The following is an 18730-nucleotide window of genomic DNA, read 5'->3' on the forward strand; positions in this document are numbered from 1 at the left end:
AAACTCTTTTGTATTATTACAAATGCAATTAATCCGATATATTTGACATTTACACGTGTAAACTACTGCTCATAAATTTTAATGACTAGAAATAACAAACTAACGACGCAAAAAGTAAAGCAGATTAATAGTAAAGATGTAGAATCCAGGATTATTGCTGTTGGAGCAAGTGCTGGGGGACTAGAAGCTTTAAAAGCTTTTTTCGGTGGCTTACCGGAAGAGGACAATAACACCTATATTGTAATTCAGCATCTATCACCCGATCATAAGAGTATGATGGGAGAATTGCTTGAAAAATTTACAAATCTGCCTATAAAACAGATTCAGGACGGTATCACCATAGAAGATAAAACTATTTATCTTATTCCGCCAAAATCTAATCTTTTGATAGAAGACGGGAAACTTAAATTGGTGAAAAAACCAGAAAGAGCACATCTTAATCTACCCATAGATATGTTTATGGAATCGCTTTCACGCTATAAAAAGAACAGAGCGGTAGCAATTATTCTTAGCGGTACGGGGAGTGATGGAACCAGAGGCATTAGAGCGATTAAAGGCAATGATGGGATGGTAATGGTGCAAGATCCCAATCAATCCAAATTTGATGGAATGCCTAAAAGCGCCATCCAAACTGGATTAGTAGATTACATTCTACCTGCAGAAGAAATGGGGGAAGAGCTTAGAAAATTTATAAATGCCCCTTTAATTTTTGATATTGAAAATCATGATGTAGAATTTGATCAAAAAACGCTTTCTAAAATATTGAGTTTGATTGATGAAAAAACTGGGCTTGATTTTAGAGAATATAAGTATTCTACATTAGCAAGAAGGGTAGCTAGACGTGTAAATGTTTGCAGTTGCAGTAGTTTAGAAGAGTATTACGACATGCTATTAAATAACGATGAAGAGATACCTATGCTTTATCGTGAATTCTTAATTGGTGTCACCAACTTTTTTAGAGATGAACGGGTTTGGGAAATTGTTGCAGATGATATTATTCCAGAACTTGTTGAAAGTAAATCAAATAACGATGTCCTTAAAATATGGGATGTTGGATGTAGCACGGGAGAAGAAGCATATTCCTTAGCAATGCTTATTCATGAAGAAATGCAGCGCCAGGATAAAGTGTTGGAAGTTAAAATTTTTGCAACAGATATTTCTCAGGAACATCTTGATATTGGTAGTGCTGGGATTTATTCTGAAAGTGTTGTTGCAAATGTTGAGGATAAATTTCTAAAAAAGTTTTTCGTAAAAAAACCGGAAGGCTACCAAATCGTAGAGAAAATTCGCCGTATGGTGATTTTTTCTAAACATAATATTATAAAGAATCCACCTTTTAGTAATATGGATGCGGTATTTTGCCGTAATCTATTGATATATTTCCAGGCATCTATTCAAAAGAAAACAATGGATGTGTTACATTATTCGCTTAAAGAATATGGGTTTTTAGTTTTAGGCACCAGCGAAACAGTGACTTCTCACAGAGAGTCCTTTGAAGATATTAGCAGAAAGTGGAAAATTTTTAGGAATGTACATCCTAGATCCAGAATTAGAACTCGAAGTCTGAAATCGACTACCGGAAGAAATCACTCAGAGCGAGAGGAGGAATATAAAAGAGCACCTAAAAGCAGAGATAATCGTAACTATAATAATAGTAAGCAGAAGTTTGTAAAAGAACTTAATGATGCTATTATGGAACAATTTGGAGCTGCGAGTGTATACGTAGATTCTGAATTTAATATAATGGAAGCTGTTGGTGAATTTAGAAAATACGCCAACTTACCAATTTCAGGTTTTACTACAAACCTGATCGAAATGCTTAATAAAGACCTTAAGCATGTGGTGCAGTCCACTACAAAAAAAGCAGCGAAAGAAAATAAAAGAGTTGTATATCACGATGCAATCGTTAAAGAAGGAGAAGATAGGCTTATAAAAATGGATATCGTAGTTAAGCCATTTAAGCCTAAAAATCTTGATAACGAAAATAATTTTGTGCTTACTTTTATTGAAAAAGAAGTAAAAGAGGAAGATACTATTGAGGTTGAACAAATTACTATTAGTGGTAGAACTCAAGAATATATTGTTGAACTTGAAGAGGAACTAAGAAGAACAAAAGAGGAACTCCAAACTTCTTTAGAAGAGATAGAAACCAGTAACGAAGAACTGCAAGCTGCCAATGAAGAGTTATTAGCCTCTAATGAAGAATTACAGAGTACCAATGAAGAGCTACAAAGCGTTAACGAAGAGATTAATACCGTTAATGCTGAAAATATTCAGAAAATGGATGATTTAGCTCAGCTTAATGCTGATATGAATAACCTTCTGGAAAGTACGAATATTGGTACTATTTTCTTAGATAGCGATTTACGAATTAGAAAGTTTACTCCGGCAATAAAAAAACATTTTAGTCTTATAAACGCTGATGTAGGACGGCCTATCGACAACTTTACAACCAACTTTGGTGTTAATAGGGGAAAAGGCCTTGTAGATCGTTGCCATAAGGTGATGGAAACCAATAAAACATTAGAGCGTAATATTCTTTCTAAAGAAGGAAGAAATTACCTACAGCGAATTTCTCCATTTAGAAATGGTGAAGATAATACAGAAGGGATTGTAATTACTTTTGTAGATATAGAATCACTTCAAAAAGCTAAAAATAAACTACTTGCTAGTGAGCGAAGATTCAAATCGTTTTACGAGGAAGATCCTGTATTACACTTTAGTGTAGATCCAAAAACTTCAGAAATTGTTCAATGTAATCAAGAAGCTGTTGAAAAGCTAGAATATGATTCTAAAGAGGATATTATCGGTAAGCCAATCTTCGAGCTTTATGAAGACGAATCTAAACTACGTGCATTACGCCTTAATAAATTATTTCAGGAAAAAGGAGAACTTAAAAATGTAGAGCAGGAGATGGTCACTAAAAATGGTCGTGTTGTTCCTGTAATCATGAATTCTACTGTAGAACTGGATGAAAACGGTAATGGGATCACTAATCGCTTTACATGTGTAGATATTTCTGAATTGAAAACAGTGCAGGATGAACTAGAGCAACAAAAGAAAGATCTTCAAAGAGCCAATCATGATCTAGAGCAGTTTGTTTCTATTTGTTCCCACGATCTTCAGGAGCCTTTGAGTACAATTAAATTTGGAAGTGATATTCTTGGTAAAATCTATTCCGATAAGTTAGATCAAAAAGGTAAAGACTACATAAAGTATATAGACGAGGCTTCCGATCGATTATCAGCGCAGATAAAAGCCTTACTAGAACATTCAAGAATTGGTAGAAATACCAAGAAAAAAATGGTTGATACCAGAGAACTTGCCGAGGTTGTGAAGTATGATTTAACCAAAAGAATAAAAGATACTAATGCAAAAGTTCATATTGGTAGTTTACCAAAATTGAAGGTGTATGAGGTAGAAATGCGATTGCTTTTCCAAAATCTGTTAAGTAACGCTTTAAAGTATTGCGCTAAAGATAAAACTCCAGAAGTTCGAATTTCATCTTATCAAGAAAATGAATATTGGGTATTTTCTGTAATGGATAATGGTATTGGAATTTCAGAAGAAGATCAGAAAAATATATTTACCATATTTAACAGAGTTCCTACAGAAGAAAAATACGAAGGTACTGGTGTGGGACTTGCACATGTTCATAAAATAGTAATACTTCACGGAGGAACAATCTGGGTGGATAGCCAACCAGGAGTGGGAAGTACTTTTTATTTTAAAATTAAAGCAAAATAAATGGCGACAGGCGCATATAGCGAGCAGGAAATAACACTTACTAATTGCGATAGGGAACCTATACATATTATAGGAAAAGCACAAGAACATGGGGTTATCATGATTTGTGATCTTAATACCTTAAGTGTTTCTCAATGCAGTGCTAATGTAGAAAGTATTTTTGGGATTGATCTTGCAACGATTTTAGGAGCGCCTTTAATAGAGGTTTTACCCAAAAAAGTAGCTAAATCTTTTAAAAGAAAATTAAAAAATAATGAGAGCCTACTTCCAAAGAAGTTTAAAATAGGTAATCAAAAATTTTTAAGCATTCCTTCTATATCAAAAGATTTCTTGATCCTGGATATAGAGCCCTCGGGAAAATCGTTGGATCCAGTTGGTTTTCAAGAACAACTAACTAAAATTTTAGCAGAGCTAAATGATAGCGGTTCTGTAAACGATATGTGCCAACAAGCTGCCATGCTTGTTAAATATCTTTTCGATTATGATCGCGTTATGATTTATAAATTTGACGAAGATTGGAATGGAGAAGTCGTAGCTGAGGTTAAAGAGCCGCAATTAGAAAGTTGGCTGGGTCTACATTATCCTGCAACCGATATTCCTAAACCTGCTCGTGATATTTTCATGAAGCAGGGTGTTCGTATAATAAGTGATGTAAATTATAAAGCCTCACCGATAATTCCTGAAATCTCTCCGATTACGGGACAAGCTTCAGATATATCTAGTTCAGAATTACGAGCGGTTTCTCCAATTCATATAGAATACCTTCAAAATATGGGAGTTGGTGCTTCTTTAACTGCTGCCATTATTCTGAATGGAGAATTATGGGGATTGGTGGCATGTCACCATGCTACACCAAAATTTATAAATTACCATCAAAGACAATCTTGTTTATTTTTAACTCAGGTTTTTTCGAACAAACTTGCTTTAAAAACAACTAATTTATTCTTAGTCAAAACTTCAGCATCAGATGAGATCCGCAAAAAATTAGTTTTGCAGATGACGTCGATTAATAATATAGTACATGCACTTTGCAATTTTGATCCAACTTTTGTTGATATATTAGATTGCGGTGGCGGTGCAATTGTTAAAGACGGAGAAGTATATACTTGTGGTGAAACCCCAGAGAAAAAAGAAATTGCAAAATTATGTGATCATTTTTTAGTTAATAAAGGAACTTACTTTTCTTCTAAGTCCTTGTCTAATTTATATCCTGAAGCGAGTAAATTTAAATCGAAAGCCTCAGGAATTCTTAGTGCGCGATTTGGTAATGAGGAAGGTGATTATATAATTTGGTTTAGACCAGAGGCTAAAGAAACGGTAAGCTGGGGCGGAAACCCACAAAAAAAAGGATTCATAAAAAACGGAATCGAATATCTTACCCCGCGCAAGTCGTTTGAGCGTTGGGCAGAAAAAGTTTCTGGAATAGCCAAGCCATGGGCAGATTATGATCTTGAGGCTGTAAGTAGTTTGTGCGAAAATATAATCCATATTTTAGTTAAAAAGCAAAAGGACGAAATTTATTCACTTAATAGTAGGCTAGTAGAAGCAAATAAAGAACTGGAAACGTTTAGTTATAGTGTCTCTCACGATTTAAGAGCACCTCTAAGGGGGATAGACGGTTATGCTAGGATATTACAAGATCATTATTGGGATCGCTTGGACGACTATAGCCAAAAGGCGGTAAAAACTATCGTAAAATCGGCTGGAGAAATGGATATAATGATCGATGATATTTTGTCATATTCCAAAGTAGGGCAAACAAAATTATCTAAACAATTGTTATCGATAAAGCAAATTGTTACTAACGCGATTGAAGCACAAAACGCTGAAAATAATTATCCTGGTACGATCATTAAAATTGATGAAAATTTACCCAAAGCTGTTGGTGATCGCCGCATGATTTCCCAACTGATCAATAATTTAATAAGCAATGCTTTAAAATATAGTAGTAAAGAAGAGCTTCCTGAAATAGAGATAGGATTTTTTAAGAAGAAAGAGCAAAATGTTTATTTTATTAAAGATAATGGTGTAGGTTTTGATCCTAAATATAAAGAGAAGATTTTCAAATTATTCTCCAGAGTTGCTTCCAAAGACTACCTGGGAACGGGAATTGGTCTTTCTATTGCAAAAAAAGTAGTAGACAAGCATAATGGGCAATTATGGGTAGAAACCGAACCGGGCAAAGGATCTGTTTTTTATTTTATTTTGCCAGATTTTGATGAATAGAATTTATTGAAATCTATTTTGTATTTTTCCCACGTAAATAAACCAAATTTATTAGATGATTACGACGGCGCTAAAAATTTTATTAGTAGAGGATTATGAGGTTGATGCAGAGTTAATTACGATGCAGATTAATAAAATTGTTGAAAATCCTGAAATTGAGGTAGTAGATAATGTAGAAGATTGTAAGAATAAGCTTCATAATTTTGTTCCAGATGTAATACTATCAGATTATAATCTACCTACTTGTACCGGGCTAGATATCCTTAAGTTAACTAAGAATTTTGATGATAGTCTTCCTTTTATATTTGTGACAGGAACTATCGACGATGATGAGCTTGCCGCAAATACTATTCTCGCTGGAGCTTCAGGCTTCATATTAAAGAAAAATATGAAGAACTTAAGTGAAAAATTGAAACCACTGCTTAAAAAAGTAGTCTTCAATATGCTGGAGCAGGAAGAGTTACGAGAGAAAATTAGAAGAAATAAAATAGCAGTAAATCAAATCTATCAATACTTAGATGAGATTAATGCTGAAAATGACGAGCAACGTCTTAATATTAGTAAGATTAGAGAAAATATAGATAATATCACTTTAGATAATGATGTTAGAAACGCTTAGAAAAGAAACATCAGATTTACATAAGGAGATTGAAAGCGATAACGCTGCGAGTCTAATTATGGATCATGCCATTACCCTAGAAGAATATAGGACGCTACTGCTTCAAAATTTCTTAGCATATCGTATTGTTGAAGATGAAATAAAACAGTTTTACCCTAATTTTTCTACTGATAAAAGTGAGCGATTGGCTATAGATTTAAAGATGCTTGGTGTAGAGTTTGAAACTGCTTTGAGCTATTTTAAAAACGATTTTTATTGTAGGGATAAGATTGAAGCTCTGGGAGCTTCTTATGTTCTAGAAGGTTCGGCAATGGGCGGTATGCTCATTGCAAAAGAACTTCAGCATTGCGAGCATTTAAAAGATATTTCTCAGCATCATTTTTTTAATGGGGACAGAAAAAATGTGGAAGGCTGGAAACAATTTATGAAAGAAGTCAGCTCGAAAGAATTTACAGAAGAAGAAATTCAAATAGCTACGGCAAAGGCTCAGGAAACCTTCCGTTTTTTTGGAAAAGTTTTTAATTACAATCCGTTAAACCAGTACAATTTTTAGTTGATATTATTTTCAACAATTAAATTTAGAAAGTTCAATAACTTCACCACTATCCATTTGGTTTAGTTTTTCGTTGCCTATGCGAACTCGAACTAAACGGAGCGTAGGAAAGCCAACCACTGCGGTCATCTTTTTTACCTGCCGGAATTTTCCTTCCGTTAGGGTTATCGAAACCCAACTTGTTGGACCGTGTCTTTCATCTCTAATTTTCTTCGCACGCTCAGGAAAAACAGGACGCTTTTCTAATTTGAAAGCTTTACAAGGGAGTGTCTCATACTTTGTACCATTTATACTTATTTCTACACCATGCTGTAATAATTCAACCGCTTTTTCAGTAATATCTCCATCAACCTGTACATAGTATTCTTTTTCTACACCACCACCGGTAATTCTAGCGCTTTCTTTACCATCGGTAGTAAGAAACAACAAACCTTCAGAATCCTGATCTAATCTTCCTACTGCCATCGTTTCTTCCGGAAAATCGCCAAGTTCACCCAGCAACTTTTTCTTTTTTCTAGGTTTTTCGTTGGTGATAAACTGACTGAGATAGCCGTAAGGTTTGTAGATTTTAAAATACCGGTGCATAAAAAATATTTTCTGAGACGAAAATAGACAATCTTGCTTAGAAAATTTAAAAGAGTAAAAGCTTACTCAGTTTTGTTGAGGTACTTTTTTGAGCGCTCATTAAAATCAGCTTGCTCTATATTCTTTTCAAGAATGGCTAGGTGATCGAAAATCGCTTTGCTATGATTCATTATTTCTTTTACAGCTTTATCACCAGCATCCCAATGTCGCTGCATTTCGGGCAATTTAAGTCGCGCCTTTTTTGAAAGCCGAAGTAAGTGTTTCCTTTTATCTTTAGGATCTTTAACTGAATTGATATATCCTTTTTTCTTCATTTTATCAACCAGCTGCACTATTGCAGGGTGGGAGAGGTGTAGTTTTTCGGCAATTTCCATAACGGTTAATCGCTCATGTTTTTCTAACAGAAGAAAAATCATATGCCAATTTGGTTCAATTTCAAGACCATTATCACGATAAAACTGGCGTGTTGAATATAAAAAGGAATCGCTAAGTCGTTTCAATCTGCCAGTTAAACCTGCATAACCCATTTCCACTAAAAAATCGTCATCCATATAGTTAAATTAAAAACTAGCAGTAAAAGTAAGCACTTACACAGGTTTATTAAAGAAAATAGATAGTCCCATTAAAATTTATTTAATTCTATAAAAAATAGAATGGTTTTGTTGAACTGTTTTTATCATCCTTAAGAATTACAAAATCTTTTTTAGATCCTTCAAGATGTAAAAGACCAATAGGATAATATTTGTAAAGACTCAGCAAATCTTTCTCAGGTTGATTTTCATTCTCAGTATCAATAGTTACAATTAAACGCTGTAAATTGAACTTCTCGAATACTCTTTCTACAGAAGATATTATACTATTTTCACTTTCCTCTTTACTCAGGTTAACATGTTCAAACAAAGTAAATTTAATCTTAGCTTCTCTACCTTGGGTAATATTTGTTACACTTACAAAGCCAATGGTTTCTTCTTTACGAGACCAAAGCAAATGATAATTTTGTGTTTTTTTCTGCTCCAGGTTAAGCTCTGCGCTTAAAAAGGTTAATAATTTACCTACGTATGGTTCTGCTTGTTCATTATTTTGAGCAATATGAGATGTTTTAGGTAGAAACATAGATGCAATGTTGTTTAAATCCATTGCATTGAGTTCTTTAATATCTAGTGCTAAGTTGTTTTTTCTTTCTAAGATCATAACTCATCTGTTTAAAAATTGTCTGTCAAATTTCTGGGTAAAATTTACTTTAATTAAATAAAGCGTAAGTGCTTACGCAAAATTAGTTAAAAATATACGTAAGAGCTTACATTGTTATTTCGATTTAACTATTATTTAATATTCGAGCTTATATTGACATTGTGATAATTAATAGGTGATGTTTCATCTTAATTTTGATGATACCTTAAAATATTGTTATTATCTAAATTTTGAGAATCTTGTGAATTAAGGGAAATGGGGCTGGTTTCTTGATTAATAATAGCTATCGAAATTTTTTGATCAAAATTCTTCAACTCAGATCCGAGATCTAAAAACAGCTCATTTGAAGTCTTCAGACTTTTAATTACTAGCAGGATGATAAGGAATCTAATTTTGACATCCTCGTGAGAAAATCTTTTAAATTTCAAGTAAGCCTAAGATCATTTGATTTCAATTTCCACTCAAAAATTTTAATAATGTTTTAGCATGAGCGCTAAATTCATTTTTCAACTAAATGCGTATTTTTGTCTAAAATTAGACATATTTTAATTTTTTGTCGAAAATGGAATCCAAAGAAGACTTTGTAAAAAAACAGATTATAGACGCTTCTAAAACGGTATTTAAAAAATACGGTTTTAAAAAAGCCACGATGGATCATATTGCCAAAGCTTCCGGTAAAGGCAGAAGTACTTTATATTATTATTTTAAAAATAAAAATGAGGTTTTTGAGGCTTTTGTGAAAAATGAATATGAAAGCAGAATTCTAGAAACTTCAACTGAGATTTCTCATGAATTTACCATCAAAGAAAATCTTTCTAAATACAGAAAGATTAAGCTTGAACATCTTATCAAACTTTCAGAGACTTACCAATATCTATTAAGCGATTTAAAAGAAAACACCAGTTTTTTGTTTCAGTTATTATATGAAATTCGGGCAGAAGAAGTTTCAATTATCGAGAACTGCCTCACGTGGGCTATCGAAAAAGAAGAAATTACTTCGGTACCTAAGGCCGATTTAAATTTTTTAGCCCTAGCTATTGTGACGGCAACCGATAGTCTTGAAAAAGAAATTTTCTTATATCAACGCTATTCAAACGATATGTTCGATCGTTTAGATTGGATTAATCAACTTATTATAAAAGGACTTCAACACTAATACTTTTTAAACCTTAAAACTATGCGCACTATTCGTTTCACTTTGCTAGTCTTTAGCATTTTTCTGGCCATAAGCTGTGGTGAAGAAAAAAAATCGACTCCTATTCAACCTATCGAGGTAAAAACGATGACGATTGGTAACCCAAGTTCAGCTCAACAAAATCAGGACATTGGTTTTACCGGTAAAATTATAGCCAATAAAAAAATAAATGTAAGCTTTCAAATAGGTGGAACTATTGAATATTTAAAAGCCGATATGGGCGATTTTGTTCAGAAAGGTGAATTATTAGCCGAAGTTGATGCCACCGCTTATAAAGAAAAATACCAGGCAAAAAAAGCTCAGGCAGAATTAGCTAAAGAGAACTACGAGCGTATTAACGAAGTGTATTTAAAAGGAAGTATTGCTGAAATTAAAATGATTGAAGCGCGCTCTAAATACCAACAGGCAAAAGCTGCAGCAAATGCCGTATACCAAAACGTAAAGCATAGTAAATTATACGCACCTACCAGCGGATATATTGGTGCTAAAATTATGGAAGCCGGAGATTTAGCAAGCCCCGGGCGTCCGGTTTTTCAGTTATTAGATATCAACAAGGTTAAAGCTGCCATTCCTATTCCGGATGAAGAAGTGAATCAGCTAAAAAATGGCGATAGCGCTAAAGTAAAAATCAATGCTTTAGATAATGAAATAGTTCATGGACAGGTTTCTGAAATTTCTATTCAGTCTAACCAACAAAATCCGGTTTACATAGCACAAATCACAATCAATAACCCCGATCGAAAAATAAAACCCGGTATGTCTTGCGCTGCTATGCTCGATTTCGATAAAAATGAAACCTCAAAAAACACGTCAATTGTGTTACCGGTTGAAGTAGTTTCGGTAACCGAAAATGGCGAAAATTTTGTGTATATCGTACAAAATGGCAAAGCAAAACGACAAATGGTTACTACCGGAAAATTGTACAATAACGGTATTGCAATTACCTCAGGATTACAAAATAACGATCAAGTAATTACTTCCGGCTATCATAAATTAACCGACAATACTCCCATAAAAATAGCTAAATAAGCTAAAAAGTTCGTGTAGATTATGAAAAAAGATAACAGCTCTATTATAGAATGGGCTATGAAAAACAAATCGTTTCCGCTTGCGGTTGCCGCACTTTTGGTAATTATCGGGCTTATTGGTTTGTTTAATATGCCACGTAACGAATTTCCGGATTTTACCATTCGCCAAGGATTATTAATTGGGTATTATCCGGGAGCCAATTCTGAAGAAGTAGAACAACAATTGACAACTAAAGTTGAAGAATACCTGTTTAGTTTTAACGAAGTTGATAAAACCAAAACCTACTCCTATTCCCAAGACGGGAAAATGTATATGTACGTTGAAGTTGCTAACCGAGTAGATGAAGATGCTACCGAGCAGTTTTGGAATAAACTTAAAAATGGTTTACTCGTTTTTCAGCAACAAAAATTACCCAAAGGCGTTCGCGGAATTATAGTGAATAGCGAGTTTGGAAATACCGCGGCTATGATTTTAGCGGTGCAATCTCAAAACCGACCCTATAAAGATTTACAACGCCACGTAGAAGATATTGAAGACAATCTTCGCCAGCTAGAAAAGGTAGCAAAAATAAGTCACGATGGTGGATTAACCGAACAAATCGCTGTGTATGCCGATCAGAATAAATTAGCAACCTACGGCATTAGTCCGGGAATGCTAATGCAAAGTTTACAAGATCAAGGTTCCATAAATCCGGGAGGAACTTTAGAGCAGCAAAAATTTGATCGACCTATTCATATTGATACTTTTATTAAAGATGAAACCGATGTGGCCAACCAAATTGTACGTACCGGAGAAGACGGCAGTGTAATTCGGGTAAAAGATGTAGCTGAAGTAAAGCGAGAATATGAAGATCCGGACGCTTTTACCACTTCTAACGGAACCAAAGCGATGATTATTACCTTAGAAATGGCCAAAGGAAATAACATCGTACAATTCGGAAAACAAATTGAAGAACGCTTAACCAGCATCGAGCAACAACTCCCACAAGATATCGAAATTCATAAAATAGCCGATCAGCCGGATGTGGTGCATAGCGCTATTGGCCATTTTATGAAAGAATTTGGTTACGCCTTGGTAGGAGTAATTTTAGTAGCGCTGTTTTTATTGCCGTTTCGTGTAGCTTCGGTTGCCGCTGCCACTATCCCGATTACCATTTCAGCAACATTAGCCGTTATGTATATGTTGGGTATGGAATTAAATACCGTAACGCTGGCGGCACTTATTATTGTGCTGGGAATTGTGGTAGACGATCCTATTGTGATTATCGATAATCACGTAGAAAAATTAGACGAAGGCGAATCGATTTGGAAGGCAGCCTACCACAGTGCGTTACAATTATTCCCGTCTGTATTTACGGCTACCTTAGCTATTACCGCTACCTTTTTACCGCTTATCTTTTTCTTAAGCGGTACGGCGAAAGACTTTTTAAGCACGTTCCCCTTCACTATTATGATTGCGCTGTTTTTATCCTTAGCCATATCTGTGTTAATTGTGCCTTTTTTCAATACTATTTTTATTAAAAGAGGGCTTCACGACGTTAAAAAAGAGAAGAAAAAAGATAAAAAATCCATGTTAGATCGGTTACAAAACTTTTTCAATTCTTCTATACAAAAAGCAATGAAACACGCTAAAATCACCTTAGCCGTAGGAATTGCTTCTGTAGTTTTAGGAATCATTTTATTTTCAAGCTTAACTCAAGAATTATTCCCGGTTATTGAACGAAACCAGTTTGCAGTTGAAGTGTATTTAGCCAAAGGCAGCAATTTAGAGGAAACGGCCAAAGTGGTTAAAAAGTTTGAAAAAGAAGTTTTAAAAGATGACGAACGCGTACTGAATTACACCAGTTTTATTGGAGAAAGTTCGCCACGTTTCCATATGGTTTACGCACCTAATTTACCGGCTAAAAATTATGCTCAAATTTTAATCACCACAGCTTCTGAAGATGCAACCGAAGAAGTATTAAAAGATTATGATAAGCATTATGCCGATATATTTCCGAACGCCTATTTACGAATGAAACAGCTAAATATGGTAAATAAACCGGCACCTATAGAAGTTCGCCTTTTTGGAAACGATATTGAGCAATTGCGTACCTATGGCGATAGCATTATTAATTTAGCACGGCAAACCCCAGAAACCATTTGGTCGAGAACCAATTTTGGCGAAAAACAGTCTACCATTAACATCGATATTAAAAAAGATGAAGCGGCACAAGTTGGCTTAAGTAAAGAAAATATTGCCAATACGGTGGCGATGTATATGGAAGGTTTAAATGCTACCAAAGTGTACGATGAAGATTATGCCATTCAGGTAAAAATTAAAGCCGAAAATAACAAAGCACAAACCGTAGCCGATTTAAGAGAACTTTCGATACTTTCTGCAAAAACCCAAAGTATGATTCCGCTTCGGCAAGTAGCCAATGTAAAACCCGGTTGGGAAGAAGAACAAATTACCCACCGTAACGGAATGCGTTGTTTAACCGTTCGGGTAGATATTACCAAAGGTGCCGTTGCCAATGTGGTATTAGAAAAACTTAGGCCAAAAATCAAGAAACTAAATATTCCCGATACCATTCGAGTAGATTATGGTGGTGAATACGAGATGCAACAAGAAAATTTGGTTCCGATGGGCATTTCACTTTCCATTAGTGTATTAGTCATTTTCTTGATTTTAATCTGGCATTTTAAATCGATAAAACATGCAACGTTGAGTTTTATTACGATGCCGTTAAGTATTTTAGGAGCCGCATTAGGCTTAATGCTGATGCAATACCCGTTTGGTTTTACCTCGTTCCTTGGGATTTTAGCCTTGTGCGGAATTGTAGTAAGAAACGGTATTATTTTAATAGATTTTGCTGATGAACTTCGGTACGAAGAGAATTATAGCGTTAAAGAAGCTTCAATAATGGCAGCGCAACGTAGAATGCGCCCCATCTTTTTAACCTCTTCAGCAGCAGCGGTAGGTGTGATTCCTATGATTATTAGTAGGTCTACTCTTTGGGGACCTTTAGGAACTGTTATCGCCTTCGGGTTAATGATTTCTATGGTACTAACGCTGTATGTTTTACCTGTTTTATATTGGATGTTCTTTAGAAACGAAGAAAAAGAAGATGAAAATAAAACCGAAGAAGCTTAATATTCAAATTGAAAAGAAATGAACACTAATTTTTCAGCATATTTAAAAAAGCTTGGCATTTTTGCACTATTCACGGTAGCTATTACAGCAAATGCACAAGAAAATTATATCACGCTAGAAAAAGCTAAGAAAGCAGCTTTACAATATAGCCACGATATTAAAAATGGAAATTTACGTATAGAAAAAGCTAACGCACAAAAACAAGAAGCCTTGGCCAATTACTTTCCTACGGTGGAAGCTTTAGGCGGAACGGTGTATGCCTTCGACAATTTTATAGATCCTATTGCTTTATTAGGAATACCGGAAATCGATAATGTATATTTAGCTTCGGCCACCGCATCTGAAGTGGTTTTTGCCGGCGGAAAAGTAAGAAACGCCAACAAATTAGCAGAAATACAAGTAAACGCCAATCAAATTCGGGCAGAACAGTCTGTTGACTCTGTTATTCTAACCACCGAAAAAAAATACTGGCAATTGGTACAATTACAAGAACAGCAAAAAGTAGTGGATGCCGCCAAATTGTATCTTTCTGAATTATTAGCACAACAACAAGATTTATTAGAAGCCGGATTAATTGCTAAAAATCAATTACTACAAGTAAAAGTAAATAGAAGTAAGGTTTTACTTAAGGAAAGCAAATTAGCCAATATGCGGAAATTATCTTTGCTAGATTTGGCCGTGTACACTGGTTTAGATTACGATACTACCCAAGTTGCTGTAGACACCTTACACCAAGTAATACCACCAGAACTGAAATATGAGCATACGGTAAATGTTTCAGAAAATAAAAATTATCAATTATTAGACGAGCAAATTCAAGCCTCTAAACTACAAACTAAAATGGCACAAGCCAGCCAGTTGCCGCAAATATCTGTAGGAGTAAATGCCAGTAAATATGGTACTTTTAATACCGGTTTAGATTCCGATATTCAACCATTAGCCTTTGGACTCGTGCGAATTCCTATTTCAGCTTGGTGGGGTAAAGAAAAACAACAAGTAAAGCAGCGAAAAATTGAAGAGAAAATAGCCATCAATCAATTAAAGAAAGGGCAGGATCAAATTAGGGTAGGTATCACAAAAAGCTGGTACGATTTAATAGACGCATACAAGCAAATTGAATATGCCAAAGATAACTTAGAATATGCGGAAGAAAATCTAGAAGTGCAACGTGACAATTACAATAGCGGTTTAAATAATTTAACCGATTTGTTGGATGCCCAACGATTACAACAAGAAGCTAAAACGGAACTAGTGAATGCTTTTGCTGAATACGAAGTAAAAGAAACCGTGTATTTATATAGAAATAATAAGTTAGATGCTCCCGAAATGGAAGAATTATCTGAGGAAAACGAATATTAATTTCAGTTTAAAAATATAATCAGAAGCCATTTTGGGCTAAAAAACAAACCGGCTACATTTACCAAAATGTAGCCGGTTTTTCATTATTTGTTATAATTAAATAACTTATTTGTTAGGAACAGGGAAACCACGATCGCGCATTAATGCATCAATATTGGCATCTCTTCCTCTAAACTTTTTGTAAGCTTCAGCAGGATCCATGGCATTTCTAGGCGCAAATAGAAACTTCACCAACTTGTGTGCAGTTTCTTTATCATAAAAACCGTTTGGCGCTTCAGCAAAAGCTTCAGCAGCATCGGCCGTTAAAACATCTGCCCATAAATATCCATAATATCCGGCTGCATATCCTTCCCCAGAAAAAATATGACCAAACTGCGTAGAACGATGGCGCATAGGTATTTCTTCAGGTAAACCAAGATCGTCCAGTTGCTCTTTTTCAAACTCTTGCACATCTGTAATTTCAGAAGGATCTGTGGTATGATATTTCATATCCATTAAAGCAGAAGCCAAAAATTCGGTAGTACCAAAGCCTTGATTGAAAGTAGCCGCTTTTTTGATCTTTTTCACCAATTCTTCTGGCATTGGCTCATTGGTTTTATAATGTCTCAGAAACTGATTAATTACTTCATCTGTAGATAACCAACGTTCTAATAATTGAGATTGAAATTCAGTATAATCTCTTACACCGCTATTCAATTTAGGATATTTAATATCTGCGGAAAGAAAGTGAAGTGCATGCCCAAATTCATGGAAGAAAGTTTCAGCATCATCCCAACTAACTAGCGTAGGTTCTCCTTTTGCAGGTTTAACGAAATTTGAATTATTAGAAGCCAACACCGGTTTATTTCCACTTAATTCATCCTTACTGCGATAGGTCGTTGCCCAAGCACCAGAGCGTTTCCCCGGGCGAGCGTAAGGATCTAAATACCATAATCCAATGACTTCTCCATTTGTTTTATCGTTAACCTCGTAAACTGTTACATCTGGATGAAAAACAGATACATAACTGGTATCAACAGGCGTAAAATCGAAATTAAACAGTTCTCCTGCTACATAAAAAATGGCTTTTTTAAGATTGTCGAGTTGCAGGTATTGTTTTACCTCTTCGCTATCAAGATCGTATTTTTCTTTTCTAACTTTTTCCATGTAATAGCGATAATCCCATGGCTCTATAGTAATGTCTTTGCCTTCTTTTTTGGCAAATTCCTGCATATCTTTTACTTCTTCTTCAACACGACCCAAAGCAGCAGGCCAAACGGCTTCCATTAATTCCATTGCCTGTTTTGGTTCTTTAGCCATACGATCTTGCAAACGCCATTGCGCATAATTATCGTATCCTAATAATGAAACACGCTCATCACGAAGTTTAAGAATTTCTTTGATCACCTGATTATTATCAAATTCGTCTCCGTTATTTCCACGAGAATAATAAGTTCGCCAAACTTTTTCTCTTAATTCACGTTCATCTGAATAGGTTAAAAATGGATCCATAGAAGATCGCGTGTTGGTAATCGCAAATTCACCTTTATGATCTCTATCTTCTGCAGCGCTGGCAGCAGATTTTACAAAACTTTCTGGCAATCCGCTAAGCTGCGTGCTATCGATATATGTTACGTAACCTTCTTCATCTGCCAATACGTTATTAGAAAATTTCGTATATAATTCAGAGAGTTCTTTATTTATTTTGGCGTAACGTTTTTTATCTTCTTCGGAAAGATTAGCGCCATCCATTTCAAAATCTTTGTAGATAAGATCGATGGTTCGTTGTTCAGCTGAATCTAGCGGAGTTTCTTGAGATTGGTCGTAAACAGATTTGATTCTTTGGAAAAGCTTCTCATTTTGTGAAATCTTAGAACTGTATTCCGATATTTTTGGTGATAATTCCTTCTGAATTTCTCTAAATTCTGGAGAAGACAGATTACTGCTAAAAATTCCGTAGTATGTAAAAGCGCGATCTAGCGCCTCACCAGATTTTTCGAAAGGGATAATCGTGTTTTCGAAAGTTGCTTCTTCAGGATTGTTAGCGATACTGTCTATTTCTTCAAGATGTTGCTGCATCCCTTCAAGAATTGCGGGTTTCAGCATTTCAACTTTCATTTTATCAAAAGCCGGTACTCCCTGGTAAGGGCCGGTCCATTCAGCAAGAATAACATTGTCTTCCATAGCATCATCTTTATTTTGGGAGTCGTTTTTGCAAGCAGCGAATAGTACAATTGCTGCCATACCTAAATTTTTTGTAAACTTTCTTTTCATGCGTTTTTAAGAGCGTTGAGGTTTTAAGGCCTGAATATACAAAGACTGTAAATTCTGAAGAATGAACTGGTAAAAAAGCTTGAAAAATTTATCGATTCTGAATACAAAATAATTCTATATTTATCCGCAATTTCAGTGAATTACAATAATTCGAAAAATCAATCAAAAAAATCAATCAGAATGAATATCAGGAATCTATTTTTTATCGTTTTATTATTTTCAGTATTCAAAATTACCGCTCAGGAGCATCAATTTGGACTAAAAGCGGGCGGGAATTTAGCAAAATTCACCGATGCATCTGGTAACGATTATCGTTTTAGAAATCGAGGGGATTTTAAATTTAAGCCAGGATTTTATGCTGGAGCGTTCTATGCATTTAGGTCTGGAAATTACCAGTTTCAGCCAGAAGTTTTATTTGGATTACAGGGAAGTAAAATGGTGAAAGATGATCTAACTGTTCCTGCTTTCGATTATTATGGCAATCCTATTTCATCTTCAACATACGAGTATAAATATGATGTTCACGAATTAAGTATTTTAATACCTTTAATGTCCCAGTTTTACTTGACCAAAGGATTTTTTTTGGAAGCGGGACCACAGTTTGCTTTTATTGTAGATCGCAATTTACAATCAGATTATCAGGTGATCGATGGGGAGAGCGATACTTTTATTATGCGCGATGGAGATCGTTTTGACGCCGGCTTGAATATTGGAATTGGCCACCATATAAACAAGTCGATATTAGTGAATTTTCGCAGTTATTTTGGAGCAATAAAAAGAGAGAATGAGATTAGAGGTATTGTTTTAAATTTAGGCTTAGAATATCGAATTTGGTAAA

The 18730-nt window shown here is 34.9% G+C and carries 13 protein-coding genes; 9 read left to right on the forward strand and 4 right to left on the reverse strand.

Features of this window, described 5'->3' with window-relative positions; translation table 11 throughout:
• The first annotated feature begins 81 nt into the window (after positions 1-81).
• The 4 genes from PBT91_RS06745 to PBT91_RS06760 are packed head-to-tail and all read left to right on the forward strand — an operon-like array spanning position 82 to position 7145.
• A complete protein-coding gene (locus PBT91_RS06745) occupies positions 82-3747 on the forward strand; it encodes a CheR family methyltransferase (protein ID WP_270061014.1) in 3666 nt (1221 codons plus the stop codon).
• Positions 3748-5973 (forward strand): ATP-binding protein, encoded by a 2226-nt coding sequence (locus PBT91_RS06750; RefSeq protein WP_270061015.1) that lies wholly within the window; start codon positions 3748-3750, stop codon positions 5971-5973.
• Between the two features lie 55 nt (positions 5974-6028).
• Entirely contained in the window at positions 6029-6592 is a 564-nt protein-coding gene (locus tag PBT91_RS06755) for a response regulator (protein ID WP_270061016.1), read from the forward strand.
• Positions 6573-7145 (forward strand): biliverdin-producing heme oxygenase, encoded by a 573-nt coding sequence (locus PBT91_RS06760; protein WP_270061017.1) that lies wholly within the window; start codon positions 6573-6575, stop codon positions 7143-7145. Before PBT91_RS06755 ends, PBT91_RS06760 begins: the two co-directional genes overlap by 20 nt.
• Positions 7146-7157: 12 nt before the next feature.
• On the opposite strand, the gene PBT91_RS06765 is transcribed toward PBT91_RS06760, so the two are convergent.
• The 3 genes from PBT91_RS06765 to PBT91_RS06775 form a co-directional block, all read right to left on the reverse strand.
• Positions 7158-7730: a pseudouridine synthase gene (locus PBT91_RS06765; RefSeq protein ID WP_270061018.1), complete on the reverse strand. Its 573-nt coding sequence runs from the start codon at positions 7728-7730 to the stop codon at positions 7158-7160.
• A 62-nt stretch (positions 7731-7792) separates the two neighbouring features.
• Positions 7793-8281, reverse strand: coding sequence for a MarR family winged helix-turn-helix transcriptional regulator (locus PBT91_RS06770; RefSeq protein WP_270061019.1), 489 nt, complete (start codon positions 8279-8281; stop codon positions 7793-7795).
• A gap of 88 nt (positions 8282-8369) precedes the next feature.
• Positions 8370-8921, reverse strand: a complete 552-nt coding sequence (locus tag PBT91_RS06775) for a hypothetical protein (protein WP_270061020.1) — start codon at positions 8919-8921, stop codon at positions 8370-8372.
• A gap of 562 nt (positions 8922-9483) precedes the next feature.
• Here PBT91_RS06775 and PBT91_RS06780 point away from each other — a divergent pair.
• From PBT91_RS06780 to PBT91_RS06795, 4 genes are read left to right on the forward strand one after another with little or no spacing between them, the layout of a single operon-like run.
• On the forward strand, positions 9484-10077 hold the full coding sequence (locus PBT91_RS06780) for a TetR/AcrR family transcriptional regulator (protein WP_270061021.1): 594 nt from the start codon (positions 9484-9486) through the stop codon (positions 10075-10077).
• A gap of 21 nt (positions 10078-10098) precedes the next feature.
• Positions 10099-11145 (forward strand): efflux RND transporter periplasmic adaptor subunit, encoded by a 1047-nt coding sequence (locus tag PBT91_RS06785; RefSeq protein WP_270061022.1) that lies wholly within the window; start codon positions 10099-10101, stop codon positions 11143-11145.
• Between the two features lie 21 nt (positions 11146-11166).
• A complete protein-coding gene (locus PBT91_RS06790) occupies positions 11167-14280 on the forward strand; it encodes an efflux RND transporter permease subunit (protein WP_270061023.1) in 3114 nt (1037 codons plus the stop codon).
• Between the two features lie 18 nt (positions 14281-14298).
• Entirely contained in the window at positions 14299-15639 is a 1341-nt protein-coding gene (locus PBT91_RS06795; RefSeq protein ID WP_270061024.1) for a TolC family protein, read from the forward strand.
• A 105-nt stretch (positions 15640-15744) separates the two neighbouring features.
• Here the strand turns inward: PBT91_RS06795 and PBT91_RS06800 are convergent, their stop codons facing one another.
• Positions 15745-17892, reverse strand: a complete 2148-nt coding sequence (locus PBT91_RS06800) for a M3 family metallopeptidase (protein ID WP_443089638.1) — start codon at positions 17890-17892, stop codon at positions 15745-15747.
• Positions 17893-18072: 180 nt separating this feature from the next.
• On the opposite strand from PBT91_RS06800, the gene PBT91_RS06805 reads away from it, so the two are divergent.
• Positions 18073-18729 (forward strand): porin family protein, encoded by a 657-nt coding sequence (locus tag PBT91_RS06805; protein ID WP_270061026.1) that lies wholly within the window; start codon positions 18073-18075, stop codon positions 18727-18729.
• The last annotated feature ends 1 nt before the right edge of the window (position 18730 follow it).

Source organism: Zunongwangia sp. HGR-M22 (assembly GCF_027594425.1).
GTDB lineage: Bacteria > Bacteroidota > Bacteroidia > Flavobacteriales > Flavobacteriaceae > Zunongwangia.